Genomic DNA, 18,261 nt, shown 5'->3' on the forward strand with positions numbered 1-18,261 from the left:
ACGTTTTCTCAAAACATTATATATTATACCCAACCTCTGAAGCGACTAGCCTCAGCCATTTTACGAACACCAACCATGTATGCAGCTAAGCGCATGTTTACTTTACGAACTTGTGATGTTTCATAAATTGAATCGAATGATCTTACCATTACTTTTTCTAAACGTTGTTCTACTTCTTCCTCAGTCCAGTAGTAACCTTGGTTATTTTGTACCCACTCAAAGTAAGATACTGTAACGCCACCAGCACTTGCTAATACGTCTGGAACAAGTAAAATACCACGATCTGTTAAGATTTTTGTTGCTTCTAATGTAGTTGGGCCATTTGCAGCTTCAACCACAATTTTCGCTTTAATCTTATCAGCATTTTCTTCTGTAATTTGGTTCTCAATTGCAGCTGGAACTAAAATGTCGCAATCGAGTTCTAACAGTTCTTTGTTTGAAATTGTATTATTAAATAGTTTTGTTACAGTACCGAAGCTATCGCGACGATCTAGTAAGTAGTCAATATCTAATCCATTTGGATCATGTAATGCGCCATAAGCATCTGAAATTGCAATTACTTTCGCGCCTGCATCATGCATAAATTTAGCTAAGAAGCTACCAGCGTTACCAAATCCTTGAACAACAACGCGTGCACCTTTAATATCAATGTCACGTTTTTTCGCAGCTTCACGAATACAAATTGTTACACCTTTTGCAGTCGCTGTTTCACGTCCGTGTGATCCACCTAATACAAGTGGTTTACCTGTAATAAATCCTGGTGAATTAAATTCATCGATACGGCTATACTCATCCATCATCCATGCCATAATTTGTGAGTTTGTAAATACATCTGGAGCCGGAATATCTTTTGTCGGACCAACAATTTGGCTAATTGCTCGTACATAACCGCGGCTTAATCTTTCTAATTCACGGAAAGACATCTCACGTGGGTCACAAATGATTCCACCTTTACCTCCACCGTATGGTAAATCAACAATACCACATTTTAAACTCATCCAAATAGAAAGTGCTTTCACTTCATTTTCTGTTACGTTTGGATGGAAGCGAATTCCACCTTTCGTTGGACCAACAGCATCATTATGTTGTGCACGATATCCTGTAAATATTTTAACAGTCCCGTCATCCATACGAACTGGAATTTTCACTGTCATCATACGAATTGGTTCTTTCAATAATTCATATACTTCGTTTGGATAACCCAATTTTTCTAATGCTTCATTAATTACAATTTGTGTTGAATTTAACAATTCAAAATGTTGTTCCCCTTGTTGTTGTGTTTTCGTTTGAGTTCCCTTTTCGGCTACCATAGTAAGTAAACCCCCTGTAATTTCACTTGTTTAGTAAACCTTCATTGCCTAGTATACACCGTTAAATTTGGAATGCAATAGAAAACGCTAACAAATATATACAAACTATTTCGCATTGCAAACGTTTTCACTATTATTATAGTCCTTTTATTGCTTTTAGAAAAGTAAAATACTTAAATATTTAAATATTTTTTATTTTCACCAAAACACATTCAATAAAATCAATATTTCATCAAGAAATACTGATCAAATTTTCAAATACAGTTCGGCTAGTATTGTTGCCTAAACTTCGCTTTATAGATTTTAGGTTTTCCAATCTTCAGCTGAATAAAAATAAAACCTCAAGCTACGTTACATTAGCTGAGGTTTTGCTTTTTCACAAAGTAATTGTATATTTGTTCAATTGCTTGAGAATCCATTAATTCTTTACCATATTCCATTATGCGATAAATTGTTGCTGTTGACGGATTACCGTATTCCGCTAAAATAGCTATAAAATCCGCCTTCAATAATTGAAATTGCTCTTCTTCTTCTATCCAAAGATAAAAACGATTATCCCATGTATACAACTTCCCATCAGTTACACCAAGGTTATATAAGCGATTTGACAAATTGATTACATCATCTAATGTAGCAAACTCGTAAAGTATATGTTCACTTTCATCAAGAGTCACTTGCATTTCAATAAACTCGTCACGGAACTCATCTTCTGTATCCACTTCTTGATTTTCTTTTGTTACAATTACAACCATACCTTGAGCTTGTAGAGAAAATACTTCCACAGCAATCGGACCATCCGCTTCAAACCCTAATTCTTTATTTGCTTCTTGCATCATATCACGGAATAGTTGCTGTACTTTCGGTGCATTTCTCCACAAATCTTCTTTCGTTAATCCTCGTTCTGATAAATCATCAAATGTTAGGAAAATTTTGATCTTATTGTAATTTAAACGTTCCAGTCTCATCTCATACCCTCCCTACGTAACCATTGCATCTAATTTTTATTATATGAAATAGAAAATAGATGGTTCTTTTCGAACAACTATTCTGACATTCTTATCCATCTATCCCATTCTTCTTTCGTGTTACCAATAAGGATATTTTGAAGATTTAATTGATCCCCAATGCTTTTTCTTCCTATAAAACCAACAAAGAGATTTTTATTTTTTGCTTGCAACAAATCAATAAATCTTACTGCCTCTTCAAGTTCTCGTTCATCATCAAAAGATATAAACAAATACTTAGGTTGCAATTGTTCAATAGCTAGTAAAATACCTTCTTCATCTAAACTTGTCCCCATATATATTGCTTGATATCCTTTTATTCGTAAATACGTCGCGAAAATAAATCCTTTTAATATATTATTTTCCAAAACGAAAACTTTGTTAACGGAAGAATACACTGATGCATTATGATAAATCATTCCTAGACGTGTTTGTAAGAATGATACAACATATTTGAATTGTAACATTGTAATCTCATTATTATTTTTTAAAATTAACAACTTGTTTGCGACTTGAAGAACGATGCTTATAACAACTTTTTCCGTTGAATATATACTAAAAACCTCGTTTAATAATGCAGAAGTTGTAATTTCATCAAATTCTAACAAAGCTTGTAGTATATCGTCCACTAAAACAACTTCTTTATCAGGAATTTTTTCTATTTGAATATTGTTCTGCAACCGATTCCCTTCTAATAACTGAACGGCTTGTCCAATCATCATCCCCTCAGAAACCTTGTTCATTAACCATTTCAAAATATGAATATGCTCTTCTGTATACAAACGATGCCCCGCATGATTTCTTTTTGGGGCAATAATATGATAGCGTCTTTCCCATGCGCGAAGTGTACTCGGTTGAATTCCGAGTATATTCGAAACAGCTTTTATATTATAATTTCCATTTGAAGTTGGCATTATTTCCCTCCACACAACGTAATGATATGCGTTTGAGAAGGTGCCCGAAAACGAAGAGGAAACAATGTTGTTCCATACCCATTACTAACAAATAGTGTCATATTAAAATGCTTATATATGCCACCCTTTAAATGTTTTTCAGATGAAAACAACCGAATTTGTCCTCCATGTGTATGCCCACTTAACACGAGCGAAATTTGCTCTTTACCAGACATTTTTTTTATTATATCAGGGTTGTGACTAATTAAAATGCGAAAACCTTCTTCTTTACAATCAGCCAATGCTAAATCTAAACGATCTCGTTCTAATCCAACATCATCGATACCGAGCAAGCAAATTTTCTCTCCTAATTCAGACTCAAATACAACTCTTGTATTATCTAATACCTTCACTTTATTTTCTAACAATAAAGCATCTAATTCGTGATATTCAATTTCATAATCATTATTTCCCCATACAAAATATACAGGGGCTACTTCTCTTAACTTTTGAATATTTAAAGAGATTTGCGATAAAGGTACTCCTTTTTCAGCTAAATCGCCGCCAATAATTACGATATCCGCTTTCCCTTTCACTCGTTCAATTAGCGAGCTAGAAATGACCCTTCTATGAATATCCGAAATAAAAAAAACATTAACTTTTTGAAAACTTTCCGGAAATTCTTCGAATACTAATGTATGTTCCAGCACAGTATTACGCATCGCTTCTTTATACATTCCAAGAAGACATACAAAACCAATGCATATGAGAGTACATAATAATATAATCCATGTCATATATTTTTACTCTCCCTCCTCGTAAAGTATAGTCCTTCATTTTATATGCAGCTATTTTATATCACTCATTTAACTCGCTCTCTTACTTCGCAGACTTATCTTTTATAGGAATTTTTAATTCTTGTCCTACTCTCACTTCGTCTTCTTGCAAATCATTATACTTTTTAATTACTTCCATCCCATTTTCATCTGAGAAATATTGCTTCGCTATACTTTCTAAGCTTTCTCCATCTTTCACAATATGAGTTGCTACTTTCTCAGACTGCTTTTGAGATTCAGTCTTAGCTGAATCAAAGAAAATCACTTCAAACGCACTTTTCCCAGCATTATTACTATCATTTTTCACCTGTGTATATTTATCTGTATACCATAGAATACTAATAGGTAACAATATGAATAAAAATGTTAAAACTCGGACGAAAATATGATTCATTTTAAATTTTGGTTTTTTCTCTTTATTTCTACGAACTTCACTACGCGGCGGTAAACCTTCATCTTCTTCCACTCGCTCAACTTCTAACTCCTCTTCAAAATTAGGAATTCGTTTTCTCATGTTGTTCACCACCACCTTCCATTTATTTTCTTAATTGGAGTCCCATTATAAAATCAACAAGAAAGTGTGCAAAGATTGTTATAAACAAATTTCCTGTCCACTCGAATACATAACCAAAAACAAAGCTAATAAAGCAGACGAAACAAAACAAAAAAGGCTTCGTTATATACCGAATATGTAACACAGCAAAAATTAAACTCGCTATTACAATTCCAAAATGAGTCTGCACTACACCTCTAAATAAAAACTCTTCCGCAAAGCCAATAATAAACGTGATAACGAGTAAATGCATGACCGAGATTCCTTGAAACATTCTATCGTTAATGCCACCATCATCAAACCAAGATTCTGGAAACACTCGCATTGCAACATAATCTAATAACACAATACAAATCGCTAATAAGCCACCTAGTACAAGTATAGAAATGGGTTCCCATTTCCATAAACTATAAACTTCTCTTTTATCTTGAAATAATATGTATGCTAGTAAACAACCGATGCCAATAATGATTAGTTGTGTTATGTATAGATTCAGTCTTATTTCCCTCGGACTCATATCTTCAACATTTTGCCTTTGAATGTTCATCATTCCTCCATCTTCCCTAGGCCGAAAAGCTTTTGTAACTCTGTTTCCCAATTATAGTCGAAAACAGACTGTTGCGCTCGTCTTTTTTTATACTCTGTTTTTGTAATACCACAGTAATCACAACAGTTTTCTATCTCTTTTTCCTTTCTATAACCGAACTGTTGTAATAAATATTCACGCCTACATCCTTGAACTTGTATCCATGACTTCATATTTTCTAGCTCACTATATTTATTACGCAATCTCACTTCCACTTCCGCTATTAATCTGTGCATTATTTCATCTGACAAGCTCTCTAGCAGAAGATTTCGCCGTTGTATGATTCCAAGATATTCGAGATGATAACGGATAAAACGCCAATATTGTTCATTAAATCTTGCTGCATTATAACAAATTTCTTCTACATCTTCTATTGGTAATACTTTCGTTTGAAACATTCTTTCTTGTAGTAACGAAAATAAAAATTGTATTTGTGATTTACTTGGCAATTCATCTTCAATGATTGAAATTGGCAAATCATGATCCAATGGACTACATAGCAAAATGGCTATACTTGGCTCACCATCTCTCCCCGCTCTTCCAATTTCTTGTAAATAAGAAGCTACATTTGTTGGATATTGAAAATGAATAATATATCTTGTATTCGCCTTATTGACCCCCATCCCAAAAGCACTTGTACATATTACAATTTGCAACTGGTCATTCATAAACTGTTGTTGAATTAACATACGCTCTTCATGTTCCATACCACCATGATAAAAAGCTACACCTGTAATTCCTTTTCCTCTTAAGTACTCGGTTAAACGCTCTGTCCAGGCCCTACTTGAGCAATAAACAATACCAGGTCCTTGCAAATACATTATATGCTCAAAAAGCGCCTCTTTTTTTTCTTCTATCGTTTCCACAAATTGCACTTCCATCGCAATATTTGGACGATCAATTGAATACACATGCTCAGCGACATTTTTTAGATTTAAACTTTCCGCTATATCTTGCAGTACATCCTTTGTAGCAGTCGCTGTTAATGCTAATACATTTGGAGATCCGATACTCTCAATTACTTTATCTAATTTTTTATAATCTGGCCGAAAATCGTATCCCCATTGTGAAATACAATGCGCTTCATCTACGACAAATAATGAAATATGTATTTTTTTCAATTCTCTTATTAGGAGTTCCGACTGCAACATCTCGGGTGATACGAAAACAAATTTATAAAAAGATAGCTTTTTCATTGCTTCTCTTTTTTCACTTAACGTCCGAAAACTATTAAATGCAATAACTCGATTTTTCACGACATACTTTAATTGCGTAACTTGGTCTTCCATTAAAGATAATAGTGGTGATACAACAAGCACCGTCCCCTCTTGCAGAAGCCCTGGAAGTTGATAACACATTGACTTTCCCCTTCCAGTCGGAAGCATTGCTACAACATCTTTTCCTTCCAATAAGTCCGTAATAACTCCTTTTTGCCCCGGACGAAATTCAGAATATCCAAACCACTTATATAAATATTCCTCAAGCTTCATTAATACCCTCCATCCGTGCCAATACAAGACGGACTTCAAAATAAGAGATTCCCTCTCCAACCGCTTGCTTCAACACACGCAATTTACGTGTTTGTAATGCTTCAATTACTTTTGATACTTTTTCTATTTTTTCTTTTTCCATAAACATCTCAATAGAAAATTCTTTTTCTCGTAAAGCAATCTCCACAAAATGATCTTCTATCGTGGCAACCTTTAAATTCCGAATTGTCGCTATTTCTTCTAAAGAGCGTCCTTGTCTCCAAAAATTATATGTTTTTTTCGTTGATAAGCTAAATAAATCAGCTTTCTCATTTGGATAAGAAATAATTTCAGCTAATAATGGAAATTCATTTTCTTTATTGCGAACTTCTTGAATAAGGAAATGAATTGTACCCCAAAATAAAAAGTACACTCGAAATACATCTTGTTTCGTAATTTCCGCTAATTGTTGTAAAGTACACCCAATACGTTCATAGCCAGTTAACCGGTATGTTACGATTGTCGCTTCTACTGAATTATTTTTTTGTAAAAGAGTATGCATCTCCTTCCACAATCTTTTAGCCAATTCATTTCTCGTATATGGTATTCCCGTGAGAAAACGTTTCACCCACATCATTATTTCTGTATCCTGTTGAATTGGAATAAATTTCGCATTTGCCTGTTGTATATTCGAAATGGTTTGAACGATTAATGATAATCTCTTCCAAAACGTTTCACCTATTTCACCATAGTGTAAACCATGTAAATACGTCGGAAAGGCAAATTCATCTTCCCATTTGTTTAATTGCATGATACCCGCAGTCGTTAACACGTATGTATTATCATGTATAGATTGCACTAAATCCGTCTGTAACAACTTTGCAACTTCTTGATCATAATCAGCTCTATTTAATGATTTATAAATCCCAAACAAAAAAGAAATTTGAAACATATTCCCATCTTGTAATGTTTGCGACGATCTCTTTCCTTTTAACAAATAATAAATCGAAGAAACGGTTCTTTCACCATTCAATTGTTTTAAACAATATAATAAAGTATATTGTAGCTGCATTACCGCTTCCACCTTTCAGTCTAACTTCATTCCTTTTTCAATACGATCGCATTTAACTTATCATATTCACACTACATGCTTGTATATATTCTATTGTATCAAACGAAATAACATTTAAGTATTTTGAAAATCTTATGAAATAATTCAAAAACAAGTTGACACCCTAATTGATAAGCATTATCATTATAATTTTATGTTGAAAAGTTTTAAAAACCGTTTTACAATAAGGTTATAATTTTTTGACGAACTTTTCACATACATATTATCAGGAGGGAAAAAAGATGGCAAAATATACAATCGTTGATAAAGATACTTGTATTGCATGTGGTGCTTGTGGCGCTGCTGCACCAGACATTTATGACTATGATGATGAAGGTATTGCATTTGTGACATTAGACGATAACCAAGGTATCGTTGAAATTCCAGATGTATTAATTGAAGATATGATGGATGCATTCGAAGGCTGTCCAACTGACTCAATTAAAGTTGCTGACGAATCATTTGATGGCGACTCTTTAAAATTCGAATAGTCTTTTATTAACTTCAAAAAATGCCCCTCATATGGATGAGGGGTATTTTTTGTTTTCTATTTTCATTCTGCTTAATAAAAAACCATTAGTAGTCCATACTACTAATGGTTTTATTTTACCTCACTATTCGCCGAGCAGTAAGACCCCCACCTCAAAATTCAGCGAAAGCAAATAAGTTAGGTGAGGGGCGTGCTGCCCGTAAAGGCCCGATTGGTGAAGGCTAATAATCAGCGGGGGATGAACAAAACCCCCACTGATTAAAGTTTCACTTTATATTTTATGCATTATTCATTTTTGCAAACACCCATACTTTCAAGCGTGAGAATAACGCTACAAATACAATTGTCACTACAATTCCTTTAATTAAATTAAATGGTAAGATTGCCGTTACAACCGTTGTTTTTATAGCATCACTAGACATAGCTGGTGAATTTAAAAACCAAGTGTAAGCTGGGAATATGATGATGTAGTTTAATACACTCATGATTAACGCCATTGTAATTGTCCCAAGCATTAATCCTGTCGTTAAACTCTTTACAGTACGATACTTTCTAAATAAGAAAGCTGCTGGTCCAATAAATAAACACCCTGCAATAAAGTTTGCAATTTCTCCAACTGGCACTCCCGTTAAGCTTCCTTGAATCCCGTAATGTAAAATATTTTTTATCGCTTCTACAATTACTCCTGCAATCGGCCCAAAAATAATCGCCGCAATTAAAGCTGGCACATCACTAAAATCAATTTTTAAAAATGGCGGAAGCCCTGGGAATGGAAAATCCAACATCATTAGTAAATACGCAATACTACTTAGCATCGCTACACTCACCATCTGCACTACACTGTTTTTTTGTTTCATCTTTCTCTCTCCTTTTCCATCGATCTTCTCATGGAAAGTGGAAAGGTTCTGCTATGCCTATTTTTTCATAGAACGAAAAAACCCTTTGCGATTTACACAAAGGGAGAATTTTAAGGCACATCAAACAGACGTTCAAATACTTATCTTTTTTGAACGCATGAACCTCCATCTTCTCCCATCCAGACTATACTGTCGGCTTTGGAATCACACCAAATCCTGCCTTAACGGCTCGCGGGCTTAGAACGAAATTATTAACTGTTCATCACCGCCGGTCGGGATTTTCACCCTGCCCCGAAGATAGACCGATATTCTATTTTCCACTTCATTATACAACAACATAATCGTATTGTGAACAAAAAAAGTGTAACTTATTAAAAATAAGTTATTAATTTTATATAATCAAAGATACAATCAATATATTTTACAATACAACCCATATTTTTTATAATTCGGTATTTCTCTTATGAATCCCCTAGTCATATATCGTTAAAAGTGATAAGATGTTGAATTGTTAAGATAAGAACATTTTCTGAGTTATGGAGGAAATGTCATGAAGAAAGATAAAAGACACTCTATTCGAGAAGCAATGAAAAAGAACTTAAGAAAAGAATACTTTTATTTAAAAAAAGAATTACTTTTCTACTGTCCAATTGATCTAGGCACATTCTCAAGAGAGACATACTACGCTACTTTTGACCAAGATGGCATAAGTATTTATCAGTATGATAAAAAAACAGAAAGTAAATTAAAATTATGTGAGCGTCATCCATGGAAGAGTTGGAATAAGGTAAAAGTTGATCACTATTTAACAACTTCTCAATTTATTTTTCAAGGTGAGCGAAACTGGATTTTATCCCTTTTCCAAAAAGGAAAAGAAGCTCAAAAAATAATTGAAGAACATACATCTTTACAAACGGAAGTTGTTTCCCGTCCTTTTTCCAAGAAACTTCCTGGTTTCCGTTCTAATACACCATTGAATAAATACATCGGTAGCATTTGTTACACTGCACTTATTGCATTTTTATTAAAATGGATGATTCCATTTCAAGCACCACAAATCGCCCTGTATTCTCTTTCAATTGGCTTTATGCTTCTTGGTTTACTTTGTCTTACAATTGGTCTAATCGAACCAACTATCGTACTATTTCGGACAAAAGAAAAAACAAGAACAAAAGTCTTTTACTTATATAGCTACTTAGCTATTTCTGGATTTATATGTGTCTTTATTTTTTGGTAAAAGAAGCCGTCCCAAAAGATTTTTTGGGACGGTTTTTCGTTAAGAATAGGTTACTCTTATCCTCGTATGTTATTGCTAAGTCAACATTTCTTGTCGAAACGTCGATATAAATTCATTTACTATCGTATTCTTAAAAATCTATTCAAAAGTTATACTTTGAGAAGTTTCCTTTACTTAACGTATAGTTGTTGGTTCGGATAGATTTGCTCTTGTCGTAATCCATTTCTCACTTTGATTTCCTCAACTGTCATACTAAATCTCCGAGCAATACTAACTAAAGTATCACCTTTTTGTACAACATATAATGATGATGAAACGACTTGGTTTTTTTGTTCATTTAAAACAAGTAACGGATTCATCGCATTCCTTTTCTCCATCGTCCATCTTCCTTGATGCACTTCTAAATGTAAATGCGCTCCTCGCGATTCTCCTGTATTCCCTACCTCTCCAATTCGCTCTCCTTTTGAAATATTATCCCCTTGAACTACATATCTCTTATTTAAATGCGCATAAACAGCCTCATATTCTCCATGTTTAATAAACACAACATTTCCATAACTACTTGAAAAATAAGACTTTGTCACCTTACCATTTTGAATAGCTGCAACAGGCGTTCCAATGGACGCAGCTATATCAATACCATAGTGTTTCCCATGTCTTGTCCCAAAATAATCACTTACCTGCCCATCAACAGGCCATATCCACTGATTCTCTTCAGCATAAACATGTAATTGAGATAAAAATAATATACTCAATATCACCACGCCACATTTTAACGCTTTCATATACATCCTCCGTTTTCTAATAACCGTCATACCTTCTCTATTGTGGGATATTATAGAAAAAAGTATACAAAAAAAGAAGTGAATTACTCCACTTCCTTCTCTTTTTTATTGCGAAAAACAAGTGCACTGCGGTTATATTCCACATCTTTCACTTGTAAACGCGCATTTATTACTCTAGCTACCGCAAACAAATAATCAGATAACCTATTTACATACTTCAGAACAATTTCATTGGTTTCTCCTTCTTTTTGCAACGACACTATACAACGTTCTGCTCTTCTTATAACTGTACGTGCAATGTGTATTGTAGCTGATGCCTCGCTACCACCTGGTAAAATAAAACGTTCTAATGGCGGCGCTTCTTCTGTATAGGAATCGATTCTTCTCTCTAAATACTCGACCATCTCTATCGTTACTTTATAGGGGATTTTCTTCTCTACTATTGCTAGATCTCCTCCACAATCAAATAGTTCATGTTGAATATTTTCAAGCTCGTTATAAATGTCACGAAAACATTCCTCTTGCAATTTTGACAGCGCGTATCCGATGTGAGAGTTCGCCTCATCAATCGTGCCATAAGCTTCTACACGTATATGATCTTTATCCACTCGGCCACCTATTACACTCGTTTCCCCTTTATCTCCTGTTTTTGTATAAAGTTTCATTTCATTATGACACCTCTCTTTTTTCATACTGATTATTAAAGAAAAAAACTCTACCATTCTTTATTTAATTGAACTTACAAAAAAATAAAAAACAGTAGAGCTTTTATTCATTATCACTTTTTAAAAACATACATATCTAAATTATACGATTTGGTAAATATACAGAGAATGTAGTTCCTTCTCCAACGACACTGGATACAGAAATCTTTCCATCATGACCTTGAACAATATTTTTAGCAATCGCAAGCCCGAGTCCAGTTCCAACCTTTTTCCCACGCGTTCTCGCTTTGTCAGCTTTATAGAACCGATCGAACAAGAATGGAATATCTTCTTCTGGAATACCCGCACCTGAATCCTGCACTTCAAAAGCAAGGCCACTATTTTCCGTATTAATTACAAGTGTAACATGTCCACCCGCATTTGTATGACGGATTGCATTATCAATTAAATTCGTCAATACCTGCTCCATACGATCTGCATCAAACGGATATTGTTCAATTGGGCTTTGGAAATCAACTGTTAATTGAACTTCTTTATCCTTTGCAATCCCTTGGAATTTACGGCCAATTTTTTCGACAAAAGGATGAATATCAACTTCACCTATATGTAACTCTACATGACCACTTTCCATACGTGCTAAATCTAATAACTCATTTACAAGTTTACCTAAACGAACAGATTCATCATAAATAATTTGAACAAACTCATTAATTTCTTCTTTTGTTTGCACAATATCATCTAAAATCGCTTCACTATACCCTTGAAGCATTACCATCGGTGTACGAAGTTCATGTGATACATTCGCAATAAAGTCTTGACGCATTTTCTCAAGACGACGCTCTTCCGTCATGTCTCGCAATACTGCTACTGCTCCACGAATTTTCGTTTGATTGTAAAGCGGTGTCATAAGAACTACGTAGTTACCTTTTTGCAAATTAATTTCAACAACCTGTTGTTGTTCGCTTTCTACAACGAGATGGAATAGTTCAACAAGTTCAGAAGGAAGTTTTTTACTTAATTCTACTTCTTTTTCTTCTTGCCAAACTTGTAAGAAATTTTCTGCCGGTGGATTGATAACAACGACTTCACCTTCTTGATTTAACGTAATAACACCGTCCGCCATACTACTCAAAATGCTAGCTAACTGCTCTTTTTCCTGCTGCAGAGCATTCATATTAAACTTCAACTGCTTACCCATTTGATTTAAAGCAGTTGCGAGCTCCCCAATTTCATCCTGCGACACCATAGGGGCTTTCGTATCAAATTTCCCGCGCGCCACCTCAAAAGCAACCTCACGCATTTTACGGAGCGGCGCTGTAATTCGGGTAGATAAGAAGAATGCAAAGAAAGTTGTTAAAATAATCGCAATCCCGGCTGATAAGAAAATAAAATCAGTCGTTCTCTCCATACCTTGTATCGGCACTTGTAAAGATTCATATACAAACACTGCACTTTGATTTTTTGACTGCACTGGTTTCCCGACAATCATAATATCATTTTCCGTGTTTTTATTTTTTCTACTATTAGAGGCTTTTCTAATATTATTCTTGATTTCCTTTTTATCTGTAAATACAGCTGCTAATTCTTTATCATTTTTCAAATCATCCATTGTAAGCGTAACTAATCCTTCTTGTTTCGGTGAAGAAGAAATTTCCTTACCGTCTTCTACAATGATAATCCTTGAAAGTGGGTCAGAAAATTTGTAGGCGATATCCTCAATCGTTTTGACATCGGCACCTTCTTCAATTAACTCTGAAACACTTGTTGCAACTTTTTGAAGCCTAGCTTCACTCATATCAACATAATATGTTCTAAAAAACTGCGAAAGTAAAATCGCAACAAATCCAAGAACAAACGAAACGAGAAGTAATATGGTCATCCATAACTTCCCTACTACACTTCTCCAAAGCATCAGTCGTTCACAACCTCAAACTTGTAACCAACGCCCCAAACGGTAACAATCATCTTCGCAGCATCTGGTGATTTTTTACTTAACTTCTCACGTAAACGCTTTACATGCGTATCAACTGTACGTAAATCTCCGAAGAATTCATATTGCCATACTTCTTTTAACAATTGCTCACGGTCAAACACCTTATCTGGAGCTTTCGCTAAGAATAATAGTAATTCATACTCTTTCGGTGTTAAATTCACTTCATTACCATCTGCTGTAACACGATGTGCATCGTTATCAATTGTTAAGTGCGGGAACACAGTAACATCTTTCGTCGTTGTATCTTGTGTAAAGAATGTTGTTGGTACAGCACGACGTAACACCGCTTTCACACGAAGCACTACTTCACGTGGGCTAAATGGTTTCACGATATAATCATCAGTTCCTACCTCAAACCCTTGTACCCGATTTACTTCTTCACCTTTTGCTGTCAGCATAATAATTGGTGTCGCTTTCTTCTCACGAACCCCTTTGCACACTTCGATACCATCTTTACCAGGCATCATAAGATCTAATAAGATTAAATCATAATCATTTTGTAAGGCCATTTCTAAAGCTGTATCACCATTATCAGCTTCTTCAATTGTGTATTGCTCTCTTTCTAAATACATTTTCAATAAGCGACGAATACGATCCTCATCGTCTACAATTAATATTCTTGATTCATTTTCCATTTCTACCCGCTACGCATTTTAGCGCAACGGTTCACACCTACCCTTCTACAATATTATGTTGCACTTATTCTCATTTAACAAAATATTTTTTAAACGTTTCACTTTCCATATTATGCTTCACAAGAATAATAAAGTTTGTTCAATTTTTTTCCAAAACTATGTATTTTATTTGAACAGTATATTATGTCCTCGACATCATTTTACAAAATCAACCGCTACTTTGTCATGTTTTTCTCAAAAAAGAAGAAAATTTGACAAAAATAAAATAGGAAAGTGACATACACTCTCCTATTTTATTTCTCTATGCATATGAATGTAAACCCGCAATGATTAAGTTCACTACAATAAAGTTAAACATAATGATCGCAAAACCAATTACTGCAAGCCACGCTGATTTTTCCCCATGCCATCCTTTAGATAATCGCAAATGTAATACTGCAGCATAAAAGAGCCACGTTATAAGTGCCCAAACCTCTTTTGGATCCCACCCCCAAAAACGCGTCCATGCTATTTGAGCCCAAATCATCGCAAAAATTAGCGCACCTAATGTGAAAACTGGGAATCCAATCGCAATAGATCGATATCCGATTTCATCTAGTAAATCACTATTCGTATTCTTTACTAGTGGCTGAAGTGCCGCTGATACTCGTTTGCGTAAAACAAGTCTTAATACAATATAAAGTAGTGTTCCAACTATTACTGACCAAATAACAGTATTTAATTTTTTCGCATTTACAATTGCTGGAACTTCGACTGTCGGTTCTAGTTTATTTTCTGTCAGTAACTTCCCTTCATGTGGTCCAACTAAAGCTGGGAGATTATACTTCATCTCGACTTGTTGTTCATTTTTATCAATCCATTGAAACTTAGCTTCATATTTCATACTGGAGAATACTGTCGTTACTGCAATAAATCCAACTGTACAAACAAGTGTGAACACTACCGTTTCTAACCAAAATGTACGTTTACTTCTCGTTGATTGATCTACATTTTTCAATAAATACATAACGCCCGTAATAAAACTAATTGCTAAAATTGCTTGTCCTGCTGCTGCAGTCGTCACGTGAATGTGTAACCAGTTACTTTTTAAAGATGGGATAAGCGGGGATATTTCCCTCGGGAACATACTTGCATAGGCAATTAATAAAAGAGCAACTGGTAATGCAAATAGTCCAATTATACTTACGCGGTACATAAAATACATTACAATAAATGCTCCGACAAGCATCATACCGAAAAACGTACCGAATTCGAAAAAGTTACTAACTGGCGCATGACCTGATGCAATCCACCTTGTAACAAAATATACTGTTTGTGCTATAAACCCTAAAATTGTAATCGTTATTCCTACATTTGCCCATTTATGACCCTTTTCTTTAATGGCTCCCCCAAAAAATAGAGTCGCAATTAAATATAAAATAAATGCGGTAAAGAGAAAGTTACTACTTATTTGCACCATATCGTTTCCCCACCTTAACTAATTTTTTTATCAATTACTTTATCATTTGGCTGTGGAATTGCTGTACCTTCTATTACTCTTTCAATATCTTTCTTTAAACCGAACCAATTTTTATTCGTATGCCCTGCAATCCACCATTCATCATTAACACGTTGTATCCAAATACGGCGATGATTCCAATACATACCTTGAATGACACCAACCATAAATATAAATCCTCCAATACCGAGAATCCAAAGCGTTAAATCTTTTCTTACAGTAAGTGCTGTTGCATTTTGCATTTCAACACCTGCAAACGACATTTTATATTTGTTGTTTCCATCAGGTTCTATATTTTGCTGAATACCAACAAAACTCACTTCACCATCTGGTGTTTCAGGTGTAAACATTTTAAATACAAATGCAGGATTGTTTGGTAATTTCGTTTTTGTATTTGGTTTTCCATTCTCATCAAAATAAAAATCAGGAAAATAGCTTAATAGTTCTAGAGAATAACCATTTCCTAAATCATATTTTTCCTTAGGATTCGTTAAATCTACTTTAATCGGTCCCCACTTTTGATTATTTTCTTTATTTTGCAAGTTAAAGGACATACTTTTAAATTCACTTTCTTTATAATCCACTTGATACACTGCAAATTGATCAAATTTCAGTGGTTCATTCACGCGAATTTCCGCTTCTTTTACCTTTTCTAATTTTGGTTTTTGACCCGCTATATTTTCTCCTACCGTTTTGTATAATACAGCATTTGTTTGGAAGTTTTTCGCAATCATTTTATCACCAACGCGATCAATCGCTTCATCATAAACTTCTTTGTCCTTACTCTTATCATAAACTTCCTTGATAAACTTTTCGTTCTTCAAATAGTATTGTCCATCCGTCCCTGGTATTTCTTTCGTTTCACCGTCACGTAACCAAAGAGCTTCGTCTACGTACATACTCGGTAAAAAACGAAGCATTGCACCGAACAAAAAGATAATAAGACCGATATGATTTACATATGGACCCCAACGCGAGAAGCGTCCCTTTTCTGCTAAAACGTTTCCGTCTTCCACTTTCACGTTATAGTTTCTTTTCTTTAAATTCTTTTGCACTCTTTCCAGATCACCATCTTGAGGTGTACCAGTCCCATATAATCTCTGTCTCTTTAAAAAGCTAGGATGTCTTTTTACGCCTTGCTTTTTTAAAGCTTTATAAAGTGGAATAACGCGGTCTAAACTACATATCACAAGTGAAATACCGATAGAAGCAATCAAAATCATATACCACCATGAACCGTATAAATTATTAAATCCTAATTGATAGTACAATTGTCCTAAAAATCCGTATTCTTGTTTATAATATTCAGCTGGTGCAATCCCTGGAGTTATGTACATTTCTTGCGGAAAAATAGTTCCTATCGCTGATGCAGCTAAAGTTATTACGATTAGCCATACACCCACTTTTACAGAAGAGAAAAAGCTCCAAATTTTATCGACTATCGTTTTTGTTTGCGTGAGAGATCTCCGTGCACTCCCCTCATAGCGCATATCCAATAGTTTTACATTTTCATTGCTTTCAAATGGTTTCCCACAAGCTTCACAAAAAATGGTTCCTATCGGATTAACATGTCCACATTCACATTTAATTTCTTTCAACACTCTCACCGCCCCTGTATCTATATGTACTATTGTATATTCTAACCTCAAGTTACCGCAATACTCAGAATTTTTAAATCAGAGGCGCTATTGACATGCACCTCTTATGTAAAGGCTTTCTTTATTACGGAGTAATTTTCTTTAAATAGCCTTCTAACTGTTCTTTCGTTTGTTCACCTATAATTTGCTCCACTACTTTTCCATCTTTATCAATCAAAAAGCTTGTCGGTAATGGACCTACTCCATATGTTCCTATAATATTTTGTCCTTTATCAATGGCAACTGGGAATTTCAAACCATATTGGTTCACAAAGTTCTTTACTGCAATATCCGTTTCATCTGCATCTAACGCTATGATTTCAACGCCTTTTTCTTTATACTTTGGATATAATTCATTCATATAAGGCATTTCTTTTTCACAAGGTTTACACCACGTGCCCCAAAAGTTTAAAAATACACCTTTACCCTTTAAATCTTTTAGTTCAATTTTCTTCCCTTCTAAATCCGTCACAACAAAGTTAGGTGCTTCTTTTCCGATTTGCATTTTCTCTTTATTAGCAAAGAATCCTTGATAAAGGGTAAATCCTACAGCACCACATAAAATGAGTAGAATAATAACACGAAATAATAAGCGATTTTTCTTCATATTACCTCTCCTCTCCTCGGTAAATGTTATGTATTATCTTCTGTAAATGTTGTATTGAATAAATCACCAGCAGAGTACTCCACTGGTGAAATTTT

General features: G+C 34.5%; 18 protein-coding genes and 1 riboswitch. Of the genes, 2 read left to right on the plus strand and 16 right to left on the minus strand.

Annotation, left to right across the window (positions count from 1 at the left end; translation table 11 throughout):
* Positions 1–23 precede the first annotated feature (23 nt).
* The 8 genes from gudB to JDS80_RS05815 form a co-directional block, all read right to left on the minus strand.
* The gene (gene gudB / locus JDS80_RS05780; protein ID WP_071744887.1) at positions 24–1,310 is read right to left on the minus strand and encodes an NAD-specific glutamate dehydrogenase; all 1,287 of its coding nucleotides are present in this window, start codon (positions 1,308–1,310) and stop codon (positions 24–26) included.
* Between the two features lie 356 nt (positions 1,311–1,666).
* Entirely contained in the window at positions 1,667–2,275 is a 609-nt protein-coding gene (locus tag JDS80_RS05785) for a genetic competence negative regulator (RefSeq protein ID WP_001235405.1), read from the minus strand.
* Between the two features lie 77 nt (positions 2,276–2,352).
* Positions 2,353–3,228 (minus strand): MerR family transcriptional regulator, encoded by an 876-nt coding sequence (locus JDS80_RS05790; protein ID WP_199637426.1) that lies wholly within the window; start codon positions 3,226–3,228, stop codon positions 2,353–2,355.
* A complete protein-coding gene (locus JDS80_RS05795) occupies positions 3,228–4,004 on the minus strand; it encodes a metallophosphoesterase (protein ID WP_199637428.1) in 777 nt (258 codons plus the stop codon). Before JDS80_RS05795 ends, JDS80_RS05790 begins: the two co-directional genes overlap by 1 nt.
* Before the next feature lie 82 nt (positions 4,005–4,086).
* On the minus strand, positions 4,087–4,557 hold the full coding sequence (locus JDS80_RS05800) for a LysM peptidoglycan-binding domain-containing protein (RefSeq protein WP_071770155.1): 471 nt from the start codon (positions 4,555–4,557) through the stop codon (positions 4,087–4,089).
* A 22-nt stretch (positions 4,558–4,579) separates the two neighbouring features.
* The gene (locus tag JDS80_RS05805; RefSeq protein WP_001025786.1) at positions 4,580–5,143 is read right to left on the minus strand and encodes a CPBP family intramembrane glutamic endopeptidase; all 564 of its coding nucleotides are present in this window, start codon (positions 5,141–5,143) and stop codon (positions 4,580–4,582) included.
* Positions 5,143–6,672, minus strand: coding sequence for a RecQ family ATP-dependent DNA helicase (locus JDS80_RS05810; protein ID WP_071770156.1), 1,530 nt, complete (start codon positions 6,670–6,672; stop codon positions 5,143–5,145). Before JDS80_RS05810 ends, JDS80_RS05805 begins: the two co-directional genes overlap by 1 nt.
* A complete protein-coding gene (locus JDS80_RS05815) occupies positions 6,662–7,723 on the minus strand; it encodes a YpbB family protein (protein ID WP_071744882.1) in 1,062 nt (353 codons plus the stop codon). The genes JDS80_RS05810 and JDS80_RS05815 overlap by 11 nt, the downstream gene beginning before the upstream one ends.
* A 281-nt stretch (positions 7,724–8,004) precedes the next feature.
* Between JDS80_RS05815 and JDS80_RS05820 the strand changes: the two genes are divergently transcribed.
* Positions 8,005–8,253 (plus strand): ferredoxin, encoded by a 249-nt coding sequence (locus tag JDS80_RS05820; protein ID WP_001151994.1) that lies wholly within the window; start codon positions 8,005–8,007, stop codon positions 8,251–8,253.
* A 277-nt stretch (positions 8,254–8,530) separates the two neighbouring features.
* On the opposite strand, the gene JDS80_RS05825 is transcribed toward JDS80_RS05820, so the two are convergent.
* Entirely contained in the window at positions 8,531–9,109 is a 579-nt protein-coding gene (locus tag JDS80_RS05825; protein ID WP_000810848.1) for an ECF transporter S component, read from the minus strand.
* 163 nt (positions 9,110–9,272) lie between these two features.
* Positions 9,273–9,412: riboswitch (FMN riboswitch) on the minus strand.
* A gap of 247 nt (positions 9,413–9,659) precedes the next feature.
* Here JDS80_RS05825 and JDS80_RS05830 point away from each other — a divergent pair.
* Positions 9,660–10,346, plus strand: coding sequence for a hypothetical protein (locus JDS80_RS05830; RefSeq protein ID WP_002117606.1), 687 nt, complete (start codon positions 9,660–9,662; stop codon positions 10,344–10,346).
* 170 nt (positions 10,347–10,516) lie between these two features.
* Here the strand turns inward: JDS80_RS05830 and JDS80_RS05835 are convergent, their stop codons facing one another.
* From JDS80_RS05835 to resA, 7 genes are all read right to left on the minus strand, one after another.
* Positions 10,517–11,131, minus strand: a complete 615-nt coding sequence (locus JDS80_RS05835; RefSeq protein WP_199637430.1) for a peptidoglycan DD-metalloendopeptidase family protein — start codon at positions 11,129–11,131, stop codon at positions 10,517–10,519.
* 83 nt (positions 11,132–11,214) lie between these two features.
* Positions 11,215–11,796: a cob(I)yrinic acid a,c-diamide adenosyltransferase gene (locus JDS80_RS05840; RefSeq protein ID WP_071770158.1), complete on the minus strand. Its 582-nt coding sequence runs from the start codon at positions 11,794–11,796 to the stop codon at positions 11,215–11,217.
* A 136-nt stretch (positions 11,797–11,932) separates the two neighbouring features.
* Positions 11,933–13,708, minus strand: coding sequence for a sensor histidine kinase ResE (resE, locus tag JDS80_RS05845; RefSeq protein ID WP_083595866.1), 1,776 nt, complete (start codon positions 13,706–13,708; stop codon positions 11,933–11,935).
* Positions 13,708–14,424 carry a DNA-binding response regulator ResD gene (gene resD, locus JDS80_RS05850; protein ID WP_000426861.1) on the minus strand — a complete coding sequence of 239 codons (717 nt, stop codon included), beginning with the start codon at positions 14,422–14,424 and terminating at the stop codon, positions 13,708–13,710. Before resD ends, resE begins: the two co-directional genes overlap by 1 nt.
* Before the next feature lie 301 nt (positions 14,425–14,725).
* Entirely contained in the window at positions 14,726–15,883 is a 1,158-nt protein-coding gene (gene resC / locus JDS80_RS05855; RefSeq protein WP_002011757.1) for a cytochrome c biogenesis protein ResC, read from the minus strand.
* 14 nt (positions 15,884–15,897) lie between these two features.
* Complete coding sequence (resB, locus tag JDS80_RS05860; protein WP_199637432.1) at positions 15,898–17,523, minus strand: cytochrome c biogenesis protein ResB; 1,626 nt, start codon at positions 17,521–17,523, stop codon at positions 15,898–15,900.
* Positions 17,524–17,644: 121 nt separating this feature from the next.
* Positions 17,645–18,166 carry a thiol-disulfide oxidoreductase ResA gene (resA, locus tag JDS80_RS05865; protein WP_199637433.1) on the minus strand — a complete coding sequence of 174 codons (522 nt, stop codon included), beginning with the start codon at positions 18,164–18,166 and terminating at the stop codon, positions 17,645–17,647.
* Positions 18,167–18,261: the final 95 nt, after the last annotated feature.

The organism is Bacillus cereus group sp. N8 (genome assembly GCF_016483685.1).
Taxonomy (GTDB): Bacteria; Bacillota; Bacilli; order Bacillales; family Bacillaceae_G; genus Bacillus_A; species Bacillus_A proteolyticus.